Below are 17199 nucleotides of genomic sequence, written 5' to 3' on the forward strand. Positions count from 1 at the left end.
GGGTGTGGGGGGGGGCGGGGGGGTCTGTGGTTTGGTGGTTCTCTACACCCCAGAACCCGAATCGCCACTCACGACCCACCGGACCGACCCGGTACCTAAGCGGTGACCGCCGGCTTGAGCACCTCCTCGCACCACTGGCGGAACGTCGTCGGCGTGGTGCCCTCCGGCGTCCGCGGCGCGGCGCTGTCGATACCCGTTTCCTTGGCGATCATCATGTCGACCATGCCCTGGGCCATCGCCTCGGACCAGCCGTTTTGACGTTGTGTCGCACGGAAAGCGTCCATGGAGACCCGCTGGTATCGCACCGGCCGCCCGAGGACGTCGGACATGATCCCGGCGAGGTCGTTCTGGGACAGGTCTTCCGGGCCGAGCACCGGGACGTCGGCCGTACCTTCCCACGACCGGTCGAGCAGGAGCCCGGCGGCGACGGCGGCGATGTCGCGTGTGGCGCAGGTCGGGGCCTTGCGGTCGCCGGAAACCGGGGCGAAGAAGACGCCGTCCTTGCCGATGGACGCGGCCTGCCACAACAGGTTGTCCATGAACGTCGGCATCGTCAGCGCCCGGTAGCGCACGCCGGTGGCGGCGATCAGGTCGTCCATCGCCCACGACGCCGACAGGTACCCGGCGTTCTCCGCGACGCCGCGGCCGAGGGCCGAAATTCCGACGACCCGGGCCACGCCGTGCTTCTTGAGTGCTTCGCAGGCCGGGCGGGTGAAGTCGAGGTAGGCGGCTTCGAGACTCTCGGCGCGGTGGTCCGCGGCGACCAGCCAGAACACGGTGTCGGCGCCGGCGAAGGCCTCGTCGACGACGGCGGCGTCACTGTGCGAGCCCTTGACGACCTCGACGCGCTCGCGGACGTGATCGGCCAGCCGGGCGGGATCGCGGGCGATCACGCGGACCTGCTCGCCGTTTTCGAGGAGGGTGCCGAGCAGCCTGCTGCCGATCTGTCCGGTCGGCGCGGTGACGACGATCATGAAGACTCCGAGGTGATAGGGGGTTTTCGACGTCTTCCAGTCAAGCCAGGAGCGCCGCCGAGCTGAAGGATCGGCTCGGTCGCCATTGATACCCTGGAGATATGAGTGATCTGTAGACGCGGCAGCTCCGCTACTTCGTGGCCGTCGCGGAGGAGCTTCACTTCGGACGCGCGGCCGAGCGGCTTTCGATGGCGCAGCCGCCGCTGTCCCGGGCGATCCGGGACCTGGAACGACGGCTGGACGTCCGGCTGCTCGAACGCACCACTCGCCAGGTCACGCTCACGAGCGCGGGCGAGGTGTTCCTGCGGGACGCCAGGACCGCGCTCGAAGCGGTCGCCGCGGCGGAACGGCGGGTACGGCAGGCCGGTCGCCCGGATCCCCGGCTGCGGCTGGCGCTGAAAGCCGACCATGACGCCGGGATGCTGCCGAAGATCGTCGAAGCTTATGAAGCCGAAGACGGCGCGCTGCCGATCGAACTGATCCTCGGCGGCCGAGGCGAACAGCCGCGGCAACTCCGCGACGGACGGGCGGACGTCGCGCTCGTCCCCTCCCCCTTCGACGCGCGCCGCCTCGACTTCGAACCCTTACTGACCGAACCCCGGCTGGTGGCGGTGGCGGCGAACGATCCGCTGGCGGCCAGGTCACGGCTGACGCTGGCCGACCTGGACGGCAGGCTCCTGCCCGACGGCGCCCCCGCCGACCAGGGCCCGTCGACCGGTCCGCCCGCCACGGTGGCGCCTCACGGCCCCGTCTCGGACCTCACGCAGATCCTCAAACTGGTCGAACTGGGCACCATCGTCTGCTTCCTGCCCGTGTCGGTCGCAGATCGCTATCACCGGCCGGGCATCGCTTACCTGGCCGTCGACGACGTCGAGCCCACGACCCTCGCCGTGATGTGGCCGCAGGACTCGCGTTCACCGGCCGTCGCCGCCTTCGTCCGCGCGGCCACCACGGTGGTTTCGAGCGCCTACGCCCTCGCTCAGCGGAGCTGAACGCGGCTCAGCACCCTGTCCACGACGGCGGGCAGCGGCTCGTCGTCCGGACCTTCCAGCCACAGGATGTTCCCGGTCCGCAAGGTGGCGAGGAACGTCGCCGCGGTGAGCCGGGCCAGCTCCTGGTCGAGGCCGTGCCCGCGGTCCAGCAGCACCGCGATCAGGTCGCGTTCCAGCGCGAACTGGTCCCCGGCCTGCCGCGCGAGCAGCGACGGATGCCGCCGCAGCAGCCTCAGCTGCGCCACCCATTCGCGGTCCGGGACGGGGTTCGCCCGGTACAGGTCCTGGCACGCCGCGCGCAACGCCTGCCAGGGCTTTTCGGCGGGCGGCCTGCCTTCGACCAGCGACACCAGGAGCCCGGTCCGCTCGCGGTCGGCGTGCAGGATCGCGTCCTCTTTGTTCGCGAAGTAGTTCGAGAACGTCCGCCGGGACACCCCCACCGTGTCGGCGATGTCCTCGACGGTCACGCCGTCGAGACCGTGCTCCATCGCCAGGCGGAGCGCGGCCTCGTGCAGCGATTGCCGCGTCGCCGCCTTCTTGCGGGTGCGGAGCGTGTCGAGGGTGTCCACCAGGACAGCGTAGCGACGGGAATAAAGTTCTCACTGTGCAAGTTTGCACAGTGGGCAATAATTGCCCCGAACGCTTGAAAGGACGCCATGAAGACCGAAGGAACGGCGGAGGCACCGTCCGAGGCGATGGGGCACCGCCAGGTGCTCGAATCGCTGTCCGGGCTGCTGCTCGCGCTGCTCGTGGCGATGATCAGTTCGACGGTCGTGTCGACCGCCCTGCCGTTGATCATCGGCTCGCTGAACGGCTCGCAGACGCAGTACACCTGGGTGGTCACCGCCACCCTCCTGGCGGCGACCGCCACCACCCCGATCTGGGGCAAGCTCGCCGACCTGTTCAACAAGAAGACGCTGGTCCAGGTCGCGATCGTGATCTTCGTGATCGGCTCGATGATCAGCGGGTTCAGCCAGAACACCGGACAGCTGATCGCCGCCAGGGCGTTCCAGGGCATCGGCGTCGGCGGTCTGCAGGCGCTGGTCCAGGTCGTGATCGCGGCGATCATCCCGCCGCGTGAACGCGGCCGCTACAACGGTTACCTCGGCGCGGTCATGGCGGTCGCCACGGTCGGCGGCCCGCTGCTCGGCGGCCTGATCGTGGACGTGCCGTGGCTGGGCTGGCGCTGGTGCTTCTTCGTCGGCGTGCCGATCGCGGTGGCGGCGTTCATCGTGCTGCAGCGGACCCTGAAGCTGGAGACCGCGCGCCGCGAGAACGTCCAGGTCGACTACCTCGGCGCGGGCCTCATCGCCGCGGGCGTGAGCGTCCTGCTGATCTGGGTCTCGTTCGTCGGCAACAGCTTCGACTGGCTTTCGTGGCAGACCGCGGTCATGGTGGCGGGCGGTGTCGTACTCCTCGCGCTCGCGCTGATGGTGGAACGGAAGGTCCGCGAACCCGTCGTGCCGTTGCACATCATCACCCAGCGCACCCCGGCGCTCGCGATCGTCGCGAGCCTCGCGGTCGGGATGGCGATGTTCGGCGGCGCGGTGTTCCTCGGCCAGTACTTCCAGGTCGGCCGCGGTTACTCCCCCACCGAAGCCGGTCTGCTGACCATCCCGCTGATGGGCGGCGTGCTCGTGTCCTCGACCGTCTCCGGACGCCTGATCAGCCGGACCGGGCGGATCAAGCCGTACATCGTGGCGGGCACCATCACCCTGGTGATCGGGTTCCTCGGGCTGGGCACGGTCGACCACGCGTCGCCGCTGTGGCTGGTCGGCATCGCGATGGCGGTCGTCGGCGTCGGGGTGGGCATGACGATGCAGAACCTCGTGCTCGCCGTGCAGAACACGGTGCCGCTGCGGGATCTGGGCGCGGCCAGCGCGTCGGTCACGTTCTTCCGGTCGCTCGGCGGCACCATCGGGGTCTCGGTGCTGGGCGCGGTGCTCGCGAACCGGGTCACCGCCGATCTGTCCACCGCGCTGCACGTGCCGGCGGGACAGGCGTCGACGGGCAGCGTCAGCGCGCTGAACCTCAAGGCGCTGCCGCCCGAGGTCCAGACGATCGTGCACACCGTGTACGGCGACGCGACCGCGCACATCTTCCTCATCTCCGCGGCGGTGGGCGTCGTGGGCGTGATCGCGGCGCTGCTGCTCAAGCCGCTCACCCTGCGCACCACCCTCGACGTGGAGACGAAGACGGAAGCCCCGGCCTCCGACGCGGTCGCGCGGTAGGCGCGCGATGAACGGGAACGCCGCCGGGGCCTTCGAGTCCACTGTGGAGCGTTTCGGCCCGCCCCGGAACAATTCGGGGCGGGCCATCCTGGCCGGGGTCGACGGCTCCGACACCGCGATGCGGGCCGCTGCCTTCGCCTTCGGCATGGCACGGCGGGAAAGCGGCAGGCTGATCGTCGCCTTCGTCGCCTGCCGCACGGCGCTGACCAACCTCGGACCGGCGGTCGCCGCGACGGTGGAACACGACACGACACTCCAGCTCTACGCCGAACTCCGCGATCAGATCCGCGAGGCGGCCGAAGAGCTGGAGGTGCCGGTCAGCTTCCTGAAGACGTTCGGCGATCCGTACACGGTGCTCCGCGACACCGCCGACCGCAGCCAGGCCGACACGGTCGTGGTCGGCGCGTCACAGAAGGCCGGTCACCGGTTCGCGGGGTCGGTCGCGACCAAGCTCATCAAGACCGGGCACTGGCCGGTGCTCGTCGTCCCGTGACGTCCGGGTGCCCAGGAATGAGACGGCTCCCACCGTGACGACGACGAGCGCGCAGCCCGCCAGCTGCAACGACGTCGGCCATTGACCGAGCAGGAGTGCCCCGAACAGGATCGCGGCGGCGGGTTGCAGCATGAGCACGGCGGACCCGCCGCTCGCCGGCAGGGCGGACAGGGCCTTCCCGATCAGGAGCCAGCCGGACACCTGCGCGGTCACGGCCAGCGCGAGCAGCCACAGCAGCGACGACGCGGACGGCGTGACGTCGAGGGTTCCCGTCACCAGTCCCGAAAGGCCGCCGACACTCGCGGAGGCCGCGGTCGCCGTCGCGAGCATCGTCGTGTGGCCGCCGCCTTCGGTCCCGGCGCGGCGCAGCAGGATCAGATAACCCGCGTAGGCGATGCCCGCCAGCATCGCCATGACGGTGCCGTACCAGGGGTCGCTGCCCGCGGTCCCGCCGTCCGCCAGTCCCCCGGCCAGCGCCGTCCCCGCCAGCATCACCGGGATCGACAGCCAGAACGACCGCGACGGCCGTTCGCCGAACCACAGCAGCCCGGCCAGCGGGACGAGGACAACCTGGACGTTGACCAGTGCCGTGGCGACGCCCGCCCCGACGGAGAAGATCGCTTCGCTCCACAGCACCATGTCGATCCCGAGCAGGACTCCGGCCAGCACGTGCCGCCGCCGCGCGGCCGGGGCAGGCCGTTGCCCGCGCTCCCGCGTCCGGGCCAGCAACACGAGGATCGGCAACGCGAACAGGCAGCGGAAGAACGTCGCCGTCGTCGAGCTCACGCCGGACAGCGCGACGAGCGGGGCGGACAGGGCGATCGCGAGGGCTCCGAGGACTCCTTGTGCCCGCGGATCGGCGAGAATTCTGTGCTGGGACATGCTTTCGATTCGACCGCAGGAAGGCGGGCAGGACCAGCGAGATCCTCTTACCCCGAGGGTTAAGCTCGGCTAATGAGTGGCGACCTGTCCAATGTGGAGCGGCTGCGGATGCTGCACGCGGTGTGGCGGCGGGGCTCGCTCGCCGCGGCGGCCGAGGTGCTGCACGTGACGCCGTCGGCGATCTCCCAGCAGCTGACCAAACTGGAGCGGGAGGCGGGCACCTCGCTCCTGGTCCGGCACGGGCGCGGCGTCCGGCTCACCCCGGCGGGGCTGCTGCTCGCGCAGCGTTCGGAGCGGGTCCTCGCGGAACTCCGGGCCGCCCGCGCCGATCTGGACTCGCTGACCGGGGAGACGACCGGCGTCGTCGAGATCGGCGCCATCCCGTCCGGGGTGCACACTTTCATCACGCCCGCGCTGACCGGCCTCGCCGTGCGCTACCCGGGTATCGAGGTGCGGCTGCACGAGGTCGAACCGGAAGAGGCGCTTCCCGCGCTCGCCGACGGCGTCTTCGACGTCGTGGTCGTCGAGAGCTGGGAGAACCTGCCGCTCACGCGGCCGCCGAGCACCCGCTGGACCGTTCTGCGCGACGACGCGGCGACGATCGTGCTCCCGGCGGGACATCGCCTGGCGGGAGCCGGTTCGATCCGCGCCGAGGACCTGGCGGACGAGATCTGGGTCGCCTGGGCCCGCCCCACCCTGGCGAACGCCTGGATCCGCCAGACCCTGCGCGAACGCGGCATCGAACCGACGGTGCGGCACACGGTCAGCGGATTCGGTACCCAGTTCGCCGTCGTCGCCGGGCTCGGTGCCGTCACGGTGGTTCCGAGCATGGCCACCACGATCGCACCGCCGACCGTGGTGTGCGCGCCGCTCGAACCCGTGCTGCACCGTCAGCTCTACGCCGTCCAGCCCCAGGGCGAGACGCGGCCCGCGGTCGCCGAATGCGTCGCGGCGCTGGTCGAGGCGGCCCGGTCCTGGGGCGCGGAAGGCGCGTAATTCGGGTGGAAACAGTCACTCACGACCGCAGAGCGCGTGGTCGATCACCGGGTCCAACGGATTACCCGAGGGCAGTTCGGCATCGGGGTGGTATGGCGTCAGCGTGTTCAGTGAGACCATCACGCTGCGCTTGCCGTCCTCGGTCACGCCGTTGCCCGTCGAGTTTCCGGGCAGCGAGCCGCCGTGGCCCCAGTAGGCGCCGCAGGAGCTGGTCAGCCTCACGAGCCCCAGCCCGTATTCCCCGAGTCCCGGCGCGGGCACGGTCTTCTTCATCTCGGCCAGCAACGCGGGCTTGAGCACCTTGCCGCCCAGCAACGCCCGCAGGAACTTGTTACCGTCCTCGGTGGTGCTGTTGATCGAGCCGTCCGCTCCCCCGCCCGCCGACGGATTCATCAGCGTCACGTCCACCTGACGTCCGAGCCGCGGCGGATTCGAGCCCTCGACCACGAACCGGTCGTAGCCCCGTGCGTGCGGGGTGGGCAGGAACGGTGAGGTGTACGGCAGCGACGTTTCCCGCAGGTCCAGCGGGCGGATGATCCGGGCGGCGATCTCCTGCTGCCAGTCCCGGCCGGTCACCTTCTCGGTCACCATCCCGGCGAGCACGTAATTGGTGTTGGAGTATCCCCAGCTCGTCCCCGGCGCGAACTCCGGCGGCTTGCCGACCGCGAGTTTCACCGCTTCGGACGCGCTGAGCTTGTCGAACCGGTGGCGCAGAAAGCCCTTCTCGGTGAAGAGATCGAGTTCCGCCATGTAGTCGTGCAGGCCGCTGGTGTGCTGCAGCAGCTGCCGGACGGTGATCGCACGGCCGTCGTTGCCGTTTCCGCTCACCACCCCGGGCAGCCACCGATCCACGGTGTCCTCCAAGGAAAGCCGTCCTTCGCCGACGAGCTGGAGCATCGTCGCGGACAGGAAGGTCTTGCTGAAGCTGGCGATCCGGAAATGCGCGTTCCACGGCATCGGGCTCCCGGTCCGCAGATCGCCGTGACCGCTGCGCACCTTGACGCTGCCGCGCGGCGTGCTCAGTTCCACGAGAGCGCCCGGGGAACCGTTCGCCACGAGCACGTCGGCGTCGCGCTGCAAGGTCCGCTGTGTCCCGGGTGCCGCGGACGCGACGGCCGGGGAACCGAGCGCTGCCGCGCAAACCGCCGCGATGACCACTGAAGTTCTTTTCATGACGCCAAAACTACGAAGCATCGGCACCCCCGGCATCGGCTTCGAGACGGATGTCGCTACCCCCACGGTACTAAGGGTCGGCTCGGGGTTCAGTCCGAGAGGATCATCCCCGGCGACACGAGGGCCAGCCGTCCCACCGGCGGTAACGACACCCGTTCCGGGACGGCTTGGAACGCCTGGATCACGAGCGCGGCGAACCGGCGCGACGCCGCGACCTGCGCGGCGGGCGAAGCGGCCTGGATGCCGTTGTTGGCCATGAGCATGAGGATCAGGTCGTCGATGACGAAGTCGGGACGCAGTTTCCCGGCGGCCTTGGCCCGGCTCGCCAGGTCCGCGATCGCTTTGAGCGCGCTGTCCCGGCTCGTGGTGAAATCCACCGCCTTGGGGAAGGCCGAAACGAAAGCCGCGGTGAACCCCCGGTCGTGTGAGTGCAGTTCGCAGATCTTCTCGATCACGGAACGGAAACCGCGCCACGGATCCTGGTCGGCGAGCCCTTCGTCGACGACGCGCTGACAGGTGGCCATCTGGTCGGCGAAGGCCTCCGTCGCCAGGATCTCCTTGGTCGGGAAATGGCGGTACAGCGTGGCGGGACCGACATCGGCGCGGCGCGCGACCTCCCGCAGCGGCACGTTCAGGCCCTCGGTGGCGAACAGCGCACGAGCCGCTTCGAGGATGCGCTCGCGGTTGTCCAGGGCGTCGGAGCGCGGGATCCGAGACAAACGGTGGGTCACCACTCTCACTTTAGCCAAAACGGACGGAGGCGTCCGTTAACGTCCGCCGGACCAGCGACCGAAGACCCAGGAGACAGAAATGCGCGCAGTCGAAATCCGCGAGTTCGGCGCCCCCGAAGGACTGGCCGTCGTCGATCTCCCCGAGCCTGTTCCCGCCGAGGGAGAAGTGCTGATCGACGTGGAAGCGATCGGCGTCGGCGGCGTCGACACGGTGATCCGGAGCGGTGCTCTCGCCGGCTTCGGGTTCCAGGAGGGATTCATTCCCGGCAACGAGATCGCGGGCACCGTCGGCTCGGTCGGCGACGGCGTCGATCCGTCCTGGACCGGGCGGCGCGTCTGGGCGTTCACCGGTGAAGGCGGCGGGTATGTCGAGCGCACGACGATCCCCGTCGAGAAGGTCGTGCCCCTCCCCGGGAACCTGCCCGCCGACGCGGCGGTCGCCCTGGGGACTTCCGGCATGGTGGCGCGTTTCGCGCTCGCGCACGCCCATTTCGCCGCCGGTGAATCGGTGCTGGTGCGCGGAGCGGCCGGCAGCATCGGGATCATGACGGTGCAGCTCGCGGCGGCCGGCGGCGCGAGCGCGGTGGCGGTCACGACGTCCTCGGCCGAACGAGGCGAACGGTTGCGCGAGTCGGGCGCGACCCACGTCCTCGACCGCTCCGGTGACGGGGACGGTCCCGAGGGGTACGACGTCATCATCGACATCGTGTCCGGTGTGGACATGCCGTCCTTTTTCGACCGGCTCGCACCGAACGGCCGCCTGGTGACCGTGGGGGTCGTCGCGGGAATGCCGCCCGCGGACTTCGGCACGAAGCTGCTGGCGGCGTTCCGCAAGTCCCTGTCGTTCGCGGCCTTCAGCGCGGACTCGATCCCCGAGCCGGATCGGCGGGCGGTGACCGCGGCGCAGTTCGACGCGGCGGCGCGCGGCGAGCTGCGTTCGGTGGTGCACGAACTGCTGCCGCTGGAGAAAGCCGCACTGGCGCACCGGAAGATGGACGACGGCGAAGTGTTCGGCCGGATCGTGCTGACTCCGTAGACGGCGTCCTTTGTGGAGACCGCGTCACCCGGTCAGTGCACTTTTCCCCATCGCGTGCGCGCTCGCACTAGGCTGCCCACTCGTGCCCGAACCGTCCAGACCAGAGGCGGCGCCGATGCCCGAGGGATCCGGTTTCACGGCGGTCGACCTGCGACCGCTCGCCGCCGGGGAGGGCACCAGCGCCTACTTCGTCAACGACGCCGGGATGATCGTGGGCGAGTCGGGATCGCGGCCGGTGCGCTGGGATCCCGACGGAAACCCCACGCCGTTGCCGATTCTCGACGGCTGTTCCGGCGGCCGCGCCGTCGGCGCCAACACCGCCGGCGTCATCGCGGGTTCGCTCTACACCGGCGAGCATCTCCGGCCGGTGTGCTGGCGCCCCGACGGCCGGGTGCACGCGCTCGAGCTTCCCCTCGGTGCGATCTCCGGTACGACGTGCCGGGTGAACGAACGCGGATCCATACTGGGGAACGCGATGCGGCCGGGCTATCGCTGGCGGGCGCTGCGCTGGGAACCCGGCGGCGAGGCGGTGGAACTCGGCGCGCTGCCCGGCGGCGGCGAGACCCAGGGGCACGACCTGAACGGGCTGGACGAGGTCGTCGGCTCGGCCAAGAACGGGGCGGGCGGCGGGCGGACCGCGGTGCGCTGGGATCCCTCCGGGAAGATCAGCAAACTGCCCCCGCCCCGCCGCGCGACCGCCTGCGGTATCACCGATTCCGGCGCGATCCTCGGTGACGGGGTCGTGTGGAACCGCGACGGCGGCACCGTCCTGCTGACCGGCGGACCGGAGTTCTCGGCCGGACAGGTCGTCCGGATCACCGCGAAAGGCGTCGCGATCGGCTGGGGCGTGACCCCGGACCGGCACGGCACGTGCGCGCGCTGGGATCGCGACGGACGGCCGACTCTGCTCCCGCCGCTGCCTTCGGACGTCGCCAGCACGTGTTACGACCTCGACGACGCCGGGACGGTCGTCGGCGAGTCCGTGAGCAAGGGGACGGTGCGGCCGGTCCGCTGGGACGCCGACGCGACGCCGTTCCCGCTGCCGTCGCCGCGCGGGCTCACGGCGATCATGGCCCAGCACATCACCGCGAGCGGCGCCGTCATCATCGGATACGGCTTCGACCCGGACAGCTCCACCTATCGCGGGATCGCTTGGCACCGCGCGTGATCAGCTGCTCGCGTGTTCCTCGACCGTCCACGACCGCGTCCGGGAGCGGTCGAGGAATCGGGCTTCGTCCTCGGCGACCCCGGAACCTTCGGCGAGCACCAGGGCGAGCCAAGCGTCGCGAGTCGCCTCGTCGGCGAACTTCAGATGCGTGAGCACGTCGAAGTCCGCGGGAAACCCGCGCTCCCCGCTCTCCGGAAGATAGCTGCGGGTGTAGAGGGCGGGCGCCGGCGCGAGGCCGAGGACCAGCGGAACGTGCTTGTTCTCGTAGTAGTCGACGAACTCGGCCCGGCTGAGCCCCTCGCGGGCCTTGAGCAGGGCGATGGTGGTGATCACGGGTCGCGCTCCCTTCCGATGCGTCAGCAGCCCACCCTGTCGAGCACCGCGCGCGTGTACCCGGCGCCGTCGGCCAGCGCACCGAAAGCGGCTGCCAGCAGTTCCTCGCTCGCTTCGGGGTGTCCCCAGTGGTCGAGCATCATGGTCGCGGACCACAGGGCGCCCAGCCGAGCCGTGCGCGCTGTTCCTCCCTCACGTCAGCAGCAACTTCTTCTGGATGTTCCAGTCGCTGCTGGGGCTGAGCACACGAGGCACGTTCAAGACCCACACCGTCGCCATGTCACTGGCTTCGGTGATCTCGCTCCCGATCGTGCTCGTGCTCGGCCTCGTCGTCTGACGGCGACGTCACTCGCGCCAGCGGTTGTTGAGGAAGGCGTCGTCCTCGTCGTCCACCGGTGCCGGACGACGAGGAGCGCGCCGAGGTGTGTCCCGGCCCGCGCGGGCGGGCGGCTCCGAGGAGGCGAACGGAGCCGCGGGGTCTTCGAAGGCAGGGGCGTCGTCGAAGGCCGAAGCGGCCTCCGGCTGGGCGTGCGACCGATCGGTGCTCCAGCCGGACTTCGTCTTGCGCTCACCCAGCTCGCGTCGGTGTTCGACGTAGCGCTGGGCGGTCATGACCTGCTTGGTCATGAACTCCTGCGAGGCGGCCTTGATCTCGCCGGCCTTCTTGTCCCGCAGTCCCCGGCGCTCCGCCTGCTCGCGGACGAGACCGTCCAGGGTCGCCTTCATGGCCGAGGTTTCATCGACGCTCATCTGCTTCTCCCCTGCCTCGGATTACCGCCTGCGGGTGGACGGCTGATCCTCATCGTCCAGCAACGAACCGGTGATCCGGCCGGTGGGTTCGTTGATCTGGTCGAACACCTCGCCCTCGATCCGGTACGCGCGGTTGGTCCGCTCCTGGTCGCCGCCACCGCCCTGGCCACCACCGGCGCCCATGCCGCCCATCGGCATCCCGCCCATGGGAGCTTGACCGGTCGATCCGCTCATCGGGGCGGACGGCGCGCCCGCGGGCACCGCCTGCGGCTGGTGCGCCGCGCCGCCTCCGCCGGTGTGCACGCCTTCGGTCAGCGACTGGCCCGTCGCCGGGCTCGCGGTCTCCAGCGAGACCCCGGTCGAGCCGCCGAAGCCGTGGGCGCCCCCGCCTCCGCCACCACCACCGCCGCTGCTGCCGCCGCTGACGTCACCACCGCCGATATCGCCGCCGAGGCCGTCGGGAACGCTGCCGCCGCCACCGTGGTGCGGGACGAACGCCGGACGGGGCTCGGGCTGGACCGTCCCGGTGAGGGGCTTGGCCGGATGTGAGGCCGGGTCCGAGGTGTCCTTGTCTTCGCCGAGGGTGTACGTGGTCGGCTTGCCGGTGCCGTCGTCGACGGTGACGACCGTCGGCCCGGACGGGCCGTCGGGCCGTTCGGCGGTGATCTTCACATCGCCGTCCTGGATGTGGATCTTGCCGTCCGCCCCGGGGCGATGGACGTCGTCCTTCTTTCCGTCGCCGTCGGGAGCGTCACCCAGCTTGGACTCGTCGTCGGTCCAGTCGAGTTTGAAGTCCTTGGCCGGTCCGGAACCGTCGCCGACCTTGATCTCCATCTCGCCGTCTTTGTCCGGCTCGGTCATCTCGAAGGTCTTGTCGCCCTGCTTGACCTTGAGGGTTTCCCGCTCGCCGTCCTCGGCCTTGTCCTTGTCGCCGTCCTTGTCCTTGTCGCCGTCCTCACCGGGCTTGTCACCGGTCAGCTTGTCGCCGTCTTCGCCCGGAAGGTCGTCGTCGAGCTTGTCGAGCGCTTCGGAGGCCTTCTTCTTCGCCTCTTCCGCGGCCTTGTCGGCGGCTTCCTTGGAATCGCCGTCCTTGGAGTCGGGGTCCTTGGGGTCGCCGGGTTTGGAGTCGCCGGGTTTGGAGTCGTCGTCGCCCAGGCCGCCGCCGGGGGCGTCGCCCATCTTGTTCAGCGCTTCCGACGCCTGCTTCTTCGCGTCCTCGGCGGCCTTTTCGGCTGCTGCCTTGGCTTCCGAAGCCGCGTCCGTGCTGCCACCGCCGGGTCCGCCGCCGGGTCCGCCACCACCCGGACCGGAGCCACCACCGCCGAGGTCGCCACCGGTGGGACCGTCGCCCATCTTGTTCAGCGCTTCCGACGCCTGCTTCTTGGCGTTCTCGGCGGCCGCCGCGGCCTGCTTCTTCGCTTCTTCGGCCGCGGCCTTCTGCTCGTCGCCGGACGACGACGGCGGAGCCGAGCCCGAGGGCGACGTCTGGTCCTTGCTCGGGTCGGGACCGCCACCGGGTCCTCCGCCACCCGGGCCGGAACCGCCTGTTCCGCCTTCGGGGATCTTCACGTCCGGGACAGGCATCGGCTTCTGCTGGCCGGGCGGGCCGTCGCCCGAACCGCCACCGGGGCCGCCACCAGGACCGCCGCCGGGGCCGCCGCCAGGTCCGCCACCGGAACCGCCCTCGGGGATGTTCACGTCCGGGACGGGCGGGGGCTTCTGGCCTGACGGACCGGTGCCGTCGCCCGAACCTCCGCCGGGGCCACCGTTACCGGAGCCACCGCCTTGACCACCACCCTGGCCGCCACCGTTCCCGCCGCCTTGACCGCCGGTGAAGTCCGGACCGCCGTTGCCCGGGCCGCCGGGTCCGCCGCCCGTGCCACCCGCGCCGCCGTTGCCACCCGGGCCGCCGTTGCCGCCCGCGCCCGCGCCTTCGAACTCGTTCTTGACCTTGCCCATGACCTTGTCGAGCTCGTCGTAGGCCTGGTCGACGAAGTCCTTGGTCTCCTTGCAGGTCTTCTCGAAGCCCTGGTAGATGATCGTCCACATCTCAGGGATGAACTGCTTCTGGATCCAGTCCTTGGCGAGCTTCTGGCCGGCCTTCTTGAACTCGTCGTCGTCGCAGCAGCCGTCGTTGTTCAGCTGCTGAACGAGGTTGGAGCCGAAGTTGACGTCCATCCAGCCCGCGATGGCGCCGAGGTCCTCCGCTCCGCTCTTCTCGCCGGAGGCGATGGCGATGACCTTCTGCGCCATCGGGAAGTCGGCCTTGCCGACGATCTCCTTGTACAGCTTGACGACCTCGTCGGCCTTTTCCTTGCAGAGCTTGAACACCGTGGTCGTGGTGTGCAGCGTCGCTTCGCTCGCGCCGTTCAGCGTCTGGGAGAGTTTCTTGGCCTTGAGAAGGATCTTCTCGTTGTAATTCTCCGACGAGGCGTCCGCGGCGTCCCCGGTCCAGGTCCCGTAAAGGGTGTTCAGCTGGGATCCGGTGTCGTCCATGGTCTTGTCGACGGTCTTCGAGCCGGTCTTGAAGTGCGCGGCGTCGTCGACGAAGTTCTTGAAGTTGATGCCGCGCTGCTCGTCGAAGGGCTTCTTGATGTCCTTGTCGAAGTCGAGCGCGCGGGTCGTGCCCCGGCAGTCTTCCGGGAGCTTTCCCAGCAGGGAGCCGAAGGTCTGGAACACCTTGAGCGCGGGTTCGGCGGCGTCGAAGATCTCGTCCGACGTCTTGGTCCCACCGCCTTCGGGAGTGGGTTCCTTCGCGCCGTCCAGCTTCTTGTCGCCGTCGTTGACGGCCTTCGTCTCTTGACTCTGGTTGTAATTGGCCTGCTCGCCGGCCGCTTTCGCGCCGCCGTAGACCTTTTTGATGTCGTCGTCGTAAGGCAGGAAGGGCAAGGCGTTGTAGGACGCCGCGTACTTCGCGGCTTCCTTGCGCTTCTCCTTGATCTCCTCCGGCTCCTGGTCCGCCCACGGCGGGGGCGCCGGATGCGTCTTGATCCACGAACCGATGAGCTTGGTCTTCTGCTCGGGGGGAACGCTCGGGTTGTCGAGGACGGCCTTGACGTCGGTCCAGGTGGGTTCGTTGGCCACTACCGCATCCCCGTCTCGGTGATCTTGTTCTTCTGCTCGTCCTCGTTCTTGCCGTAGGTGGTACCCGCGGTGCCGAGGTTCGTGCCGAACGAACCGAGCGTTGTGCTGTAGCCCTGGACCGAGGCCCACAGCGCGGCGACACCGTCGGTGTACTTCTTCGAGTGGTCACCGTGCGCCTGGCCGAAACCTGCCGCGTTCACGGGCGTGCTCGACAGATCGGGATTGTCGTCGAGCAACTGCTCCGTCAGCTTTCCGATGTCCTTGGACGCCGATGAAAGCGCATCGGTCGCCGCGGTGAAGCCCCCGCTCATTCTTCTCAGCGCCTTTCGTCGGATCCGTCAGCCTTACCGTCGAGTGCCTCTGCGAGCACTTCCGCCACCGACCCGATGTCGATGAACCGGTCAAGCAGGTCCAGATCAATCCTCACATCGTGGTAGATCTCCAGCGCCGACAGGAGTTTTATCCGTCCCTTGGAGTCGATACCCAGCTCTTCGAGCGTCGCGTCCGACTCGATTTCGGCGGGATCAAGCCGAAAAGTCTCGCTGACGACCTTCACGACCTCCGCGCGGTGATCACCCACGGGGCCGACTATAACGCGCCCTGGCCGCCGCTCGCGCAACCTTGCCACTGGAAGTGCGCGGAAGGTCACCGGAGGGAACCATACGTACCGATCGCAACGTCAGATCATGTTCACGTGACACCGCGCGCAATACCATCCGGGTGACTTCTTTGACATCCGTTTCGGCGTTCTTTGCCCATTCGGCTACCACCATGGCCCCTTCACCCATTTCGTCCGCGACGCCGAAAGCCGCGACGCGATCCCGGCGGATGGCGGGATGCGCTTCCCCCGCCACCGCCTCGATGTCCTGCGGGTGGAAGTTGCGGCCGTCGATGACGATCAGATCCTTGAGCCTGCCGGTGATGTAGAGGTCGCCTCGATGGAACACGCCGAGGTCGCCGGTGCGCAACCAGCCGCCGACGCCGTCGAGTTCGCCGCCGAACGCGGCGGCGTCGCCCCGGCCCCAGTACCCGGACGCGACGTTGGGCCCGTGGATCCAGATCTCGCCGACGAGGCCGTCGGGCCGCGCGGCCCCGTCGCGGACGATCCGGACCCGCTGCCCGAGGGGACGGCCGACGGAGACGAGTCCTTGACCGTCGGGTACCTCGATCGCCTGGCCCTGCGCGAGGGCTTCCCTGTCGAACACCGCGCCCCGCGGTCCTTCCTCACCCGCGCTCGCGACGTACACGGTGGCCTCGGCCAGGCCGTAGGACGGACGGTGGGCTTCGGGCCGGAAGCCGTACGGGCCGAAGGCCTCCAGGAAACGCGCGACCGTACGCGGCTGGACCGGCTCGGCGCCGTTGAGCGCGACTCGCACGTCGGACAGGTCGAGGTCGTCCCCCACCTGACCGGCGACGTCGGCGGCCAGGTCGAACGCGAAGTTCGGCGCGGCGGTGAACACGGCCGGGTGATCGGCGAGCTGACGCAGCCACCTGACGGGCCGGTGCACGAACTCGGCGGGCGACATGAACACCGACCGCGCGCCCGCGTGGACCGGCAGGCACAGCAGCTGGATCAGGCCCATGTCATGGAAGAACGGGATCCATCCCGCGCAGGTCGTGCCCTCGTCGACGGCGTAGGCGCGACTCGCCTGCCAGCAGGCGGCGGCGACCGCGCGATGCGGGATCACGGCACCGGCGGGCTCCCGCGTCGACCCGGACGTGTACTGCAGGTACGCGGGACTTTCGGGGTCGGCGGGAAGCGGATCGACACCGGGCCCGGAAAGTTCGTCGACCACGATCAGGTGGTCGGGTGTCCCGGCCTCGCGCACTTTCGCGGCGGCGGCCGAGGACGTCAGCCAGACCCGCGCGCCGCAGTCCGCCAGCACTCCGGTGAGCCTGCCACGCTGGGACGGACTGGCGGGCGCCATCAGCGGGACGGCGACCAGCCCGGCGGCGAGCGCGCCGAAGAACGCCAAGGGATAGTTCAGGTCCTGGCCGGTGAGCACGGCGGCCCGGTCACCCGGCCGCGTGACCTGTCGCAGCGCCCCGGCGACCACCCGCACCCGGGAAACGAACTCCGCCCAGGTCACCGTGTCGTCCACCCCGGCGCTGTGGTCCTGGTGCGTGAAAAGCGGTCGCTGGTCGGCTTCGCGAGCGAACAACCGCTCGACGATCGAGGTGCGCAGCACCTGGTCCGGAACATCCACCGGCGACGCGCTCATGTCCCGCAACCTACTGGAACCGGCAGGTGCCCGCCGGGACGGGCCGCACCTGGTCGCCGTGGTTGGGGGTGGGGGTGTGGGTGGTGGTTGTGTATGTGATAAAGAGGAAAAAAAACAACAACAAACCCCCCCCA

Annotated in this window: 18 protein-coding genes and 1 pseudogene; 8 read left to right on the plus strand and 11 right to left on the minus strand. The window is 69.6% G+C overall.

The annotated features are described in order from the left end of the window. Positions 1 to 95: 95 nt before the first annotated feature. Positions 96 to 974, minus strand: a complete 879-nt coding sequence (locus AB0N89_RS31875; RefSeq protein ID WP_364212198.1) for an NAD(P)H-binding protein — start codon at positions 972 to 974, stop codon at positions 96 to 98. Between the two features lie 131 nt (positions 975 to 1105). Here AB0N89_RS31875 and AB0N89_RS31880 point away from each other — a divergent pair. Together AB0N89_RS31880 and AB0N89_RS31885 are read left to right on the plus strand one after the other, a co-directional pair. Next, positions 1106 to 1258 (plus strand): annotated as a pseudogene (locus AB0N89_RS31880) (LysR family transcriptional regulator); the annotation flags it as partial. 12 nt (positions 1259 to 1270) lie between these two features. Next, positions 1271 to 1966, plus strand: a complete 696-nt coding sequence (locus AB0N89_RS31885) for a LysR family substrate-binding domain-containing protein (protein ID WP_364212367.1) — start codon at positions 1271 to 1273, stop codon at positions 1964 to 1966. On the opposite strand, the gene AB0N89_RS31890 is transcribed toward AB0N89_RS31885, so the two are convergent. After that, complete coding sequence (locus tag AB0N89_RS31890) at positions 1954 to 2535, minus strand: TetR/AcrR family transcriptional regulator (RefSeq protein WP_364212201.1); 582 nt, start codon at positions 2533 to 2535, stop codon at positions 1954 to 1956. The two genes, AB0N89_RS31885 and AB0N89_RS31890, sit on opposite strands and share 13 nt — an antisense overlap. A gap of 87 nt (positions 2536 to 2622) precedes the next feature. On the opposite strand from AB0N89_RS31890, the gene AB0N89_RS31895 reads away from it, so the two are divergent. Together AB0N89_RS31895 and AB0N89_RS31900 are read left to right on the plus strand one after the other, a co-directional pair. Beyond that, positions 2623 to 4197: an MDR family MFS transporter gene (locus AB0N89_RS31895; RefSeq protein ID WP_364212204.1), complete on the plus strand. Its 1575-nt coding sequence runs from the start codon at positions 2623 to 2625 to the stop codon at positions 4195 to 4197. Between the two features lie 7 nt (positions 4198 to 4204). After that, positions 4205 to 4690: a universal stress protein gene (locus AB0N89_RS31900; protein ID WP_364212207.1), complete on the plus strand. Its 486-nt coding sequence runs from the start codon at positions 4205 to 4207 to the stop codon at positions 4688 to 4690. Here AB0N89_RS31900 and AB0N89_RS31905 read toward each other — a convergent pair. Next, complete coding sequence (locus AB0N89_RS31905) at positions 4604 to 5572, minus strand: DMT family transporter (RefSeq protein WP_364212210.1); 969 nt, start codon at positions 5570 to 5572, stop codon at positions 4604 to 4606. The two genes, AB0N89_RS31900 and AB0N89_RS31905, sit on opposite strands and share 87 nt — an antisense overlap. Before the next feature lie 72 nt (positions 5573 to 5644). Between AB0N89_RS31905 and AB0N89_RS31910 the strand changes: the two genes are divergently transcribed. Next, positions 5645 to 6568: a LysR family transcriptional regulator gene (locus AB0N89_RS31910; RefSeq protein ID WP_364212213.1), complete on the plus strand. Its 924-nt coding sequence runs from the start codon at positions 5645 to 5647 to the stop codon at positions 6566 to 6568. A gap of 15 nt (positions 6569 to 6583) precedes the next feature. On the opposite strand, the gene AB0N89_RS31915 is transcribed toward AB0N89_RS31910, so the two are convergent. Both AB0N89_RS31915 and AB0N89_RS31920 read right to left on the minus strand, forming a co-directional pair. Then, positions 6584 to 7741, minus strand: coding sequence for a serine hydrolase domain-containing protein (locus tag AB0N89_RS31915; protein ID WP_364212215.1), 1158 nt, complete (start codon positions 7739 to 7741; stop codon positions 6584 to 6586). 89 nt (positions 7742 to 7830) lie between these two features. Continuing rightward, the gene (locus tag AB0N89_RS31920; protein WP_364212218.1) at positions 7831 to 8472 is read right to left on the minus strand and encodes a helix-turn-helix domain-containing protein; all 642 of its coding nucleotides are present in this window, start codon (positions 8470 to 8472) and stop codon (positions 7831 to 7833) included. 79 nt (positions 8473 to 8551) lie between these two features. Between AB0N89_RS31920 and AB0N89_RS31925 the strand changes: the two genes are divergently transcribed. Together AB0N89_RS31925 and AB0N89_RS31930 are read left to right on the plus strand one after the other, a co-directional pair. Further along, positions 8552 to 9508 carry a zinc-binding dehydrogenase gene (locus tag AB0N89_RS31925; RefSeq protein WP_364212221.1) on the plus strand — a complete coding sequence of 319 codons (957 nt, stop codon included), beginning with the start codon at positions 8552 to 8554 and terminating at the stop codon, positions 9506 to 9508. Between the two features lie 115 nt (positions 9509 to 9623). Continuing rightward, entirely contained in the window at positions 9624 to 10676 is a 1053-nt protein-coding gene (locus AB0N89_RS31930) for a hypothetical protein (RefSeq protein WP_364212224.1), read from the plus strand. Here the strand turns inward: AB0N89_RS31930 and AB0N89_RS31935 are convergent, their stop codons facing one another. After that, positions 10677 to 11009 carry an EthD domain-containing protein gene (locus AB0N89_RS31935; RefSeq protein ID WP_364212227.1) on the minus strand — a complete coding sequence of 111 codons (333 nt, stop codon included), beginning with the start codon at positions 11007 to 11009 and terminating at the stop codon, positions 10677 to 10679. A gap of 181 nt (positions 11010 to 11190) precedes the next feature. On the opposite strand from AB0N89_RS31935, the gene AB0N89_RS31940 reads away from it, so the two are divergent. Beyond that, the gene (locus AB0N89_RS31940) at positions 11191 to 11346 is read left to right on the plus strand and encodes a hypothetical protein (protein WP_364212370.1); all 156 of its coding nucleotides are present in this window, start codon (positions 11191 to 11193) and stop codon (positions 11344 to 11346) included. Positions 11347 to 11354: 8 nt separating this feature from the next. Here the strand turns inward: AB0N89_RS31940 and AB0N89_RS31945 are convergent, their stop codons facing one another. From AB0N89_RS31945 to AB0N89_RS31965, 5 genes are read right to left on the minus strand one after another with little or no spacing between them, the layout of a single operon-like run. Further along, positions 11355 to 11759: a hypothetical protein gene (locus AB0N89_RS31945; protein WP_364212230.1), complete on the minus strand. Its 405-nt coding sequence runs from the start codon at positions 11757 to 11759 to the stop codon at positions 11355 to 11357. Positions 11760 to 11780: 21 nt separating this feature from the next. After that, on the minus strand, positions 11781 to 14843 hold the full coding sequence (locus AB0N89_RS31950) for a WXG100 family type VII secretion target (RefSeq protein WP_364212233.1): 3063 nt from the start codon (positions 14841 to 14843) through the stop codon (positions 11781 to 11783). Beyond that, complete coding sequence (locus AB0N89_RS31955; protein ID WP_364212236.1) at positions 14843 to 15154, minus strand: hypothetical protein; 312 nt, start codon at positions 15152 to 15154, stop codon at positions 14843 to 14845. Before AB0N89_RS31955 ends, AB0N89_RS31950 begins: the two co-directional genes overlap by 1 nt. A 5-nt stretch (positions 15155 to 15159) precedes the next feature. Further along, positions 15160 to 15423 (minus strand): acyl carrier protein, encoded by a 264-nt coding sequence (locus tag AB0N89_RS31960; RefSeq protein ID WP_364212239.1) that lies wholly within the window; start codon positions 15421 to 15423, stop codon positions 15160 to 15162. Further along, positions 15416 to 17065, minus strand: coding sequence for a fatty acyl-AMP ligase (locus AB0N89_RS31965; protein ID WP_364212242.1), 1650 nt, complete (start codon positions 17063 to 17065; stop codon positions 15416 to 15418). The genes AB0N89_RS31960 and AB0N89_RS31965 overlap by 8 nt, the downstream gene beginning before the upstream one ends. Positions 17066 to 17199: the final 134 nt, after the last annotated feature.

It is taken from the genome of Amycolatopsis sp. NPDC089917 (assembly GCF_040684635.1).
Classification (GTDB): Bacteria; Actinomycetota; Actinomycetes; order Mycobacteriales; family Pseudonocardiaceae; genus Amycolatopsis.

Excerpts from the sequence above, each read along its gene's own strand:
- AB0N89_RS31875 (WP_364212198.1), bottom strand. The coding sequence starts at position 974 with ATGATCGTCGTCACCGCGCCGACCGGACAGATCGGCAGCAGGCTGCTC.
- AB0N89_RS31895 (WP_364212204.1), top strand. The coding sequence starts at position 2,623 with ATGAAGACCGAAGGAACGGCGGAGGCACCGTCCGAGGCGATGGGGCAC.
- AB0N89_RS31900 (WP_364212207.1), top strand. The coding sequence starts at position 4,205 with ATGAACGGGAACGCCGCCGGGGCCTTCGAGTCCACTGTGGAGCGTTTC.
- AB0N89_RS31905 (WP_364212210.1), bottom strand. The coding sequence starts at position 5,572 with ATGTCCCAGCACAGAATTCTCGCCGATCCGCGGGCACAAGGAGTCCTC.
- AB0N89_RS31910 (WP_364212213.1), top strand. The coding sequence starts at position 5,645 with ATGAGTGGCGACCTGTCCAATGTGGAGCGGCTGCGGATGCTGCACGCG.
- AB0N89_RS31915 (WP_364212215.1), bottom strand. The coding sequence starts at position 7,741 with ATGAAAAGAACTTCAGTGGTCATCGCGGCGGTTTGCGCGGCAGCGCTC.
- AB0N89_RS31925 (WP_364212221.1), top strand. The coding sequence starts at position 8,552 with ATGCGCGCAGTCGAAATCCGCGAGTTCGGCGCCCCCGAAGGACTGGCC.
- AB0N89_RS31930 (WP_364212224.1), top strand. The coding sequence starts at position 9,624 with ATGCCCGAGGGATCCGGTTTCACGGCGGTCGACCTGCGACCGCTCGCC.
- AB0N89_RS31945 (WP_364212230.1), bottom strand. The coding sequence starts at position 11,759 with ATGAGCGTCGATGAAACCTCGGCCATGAAGGCGACCCTGGACGGTCTC.
- AB0N89_RS31955 (WP_364212236.1), bottom strand. The coding sequence starts at position 15,154 with ATGAGCGGGGGCTTCACCGCGGCGACCGATGCGCTTTCATCGGCGTCC.
- AB0N89_RS31965 (WP_364212242.1), bottom strand. The coding sequence starts at position 17,065 with ATGAGCGCGTCGCCGGTGGATGTTCCGGACCAGGTGCTGCGCACCTCG.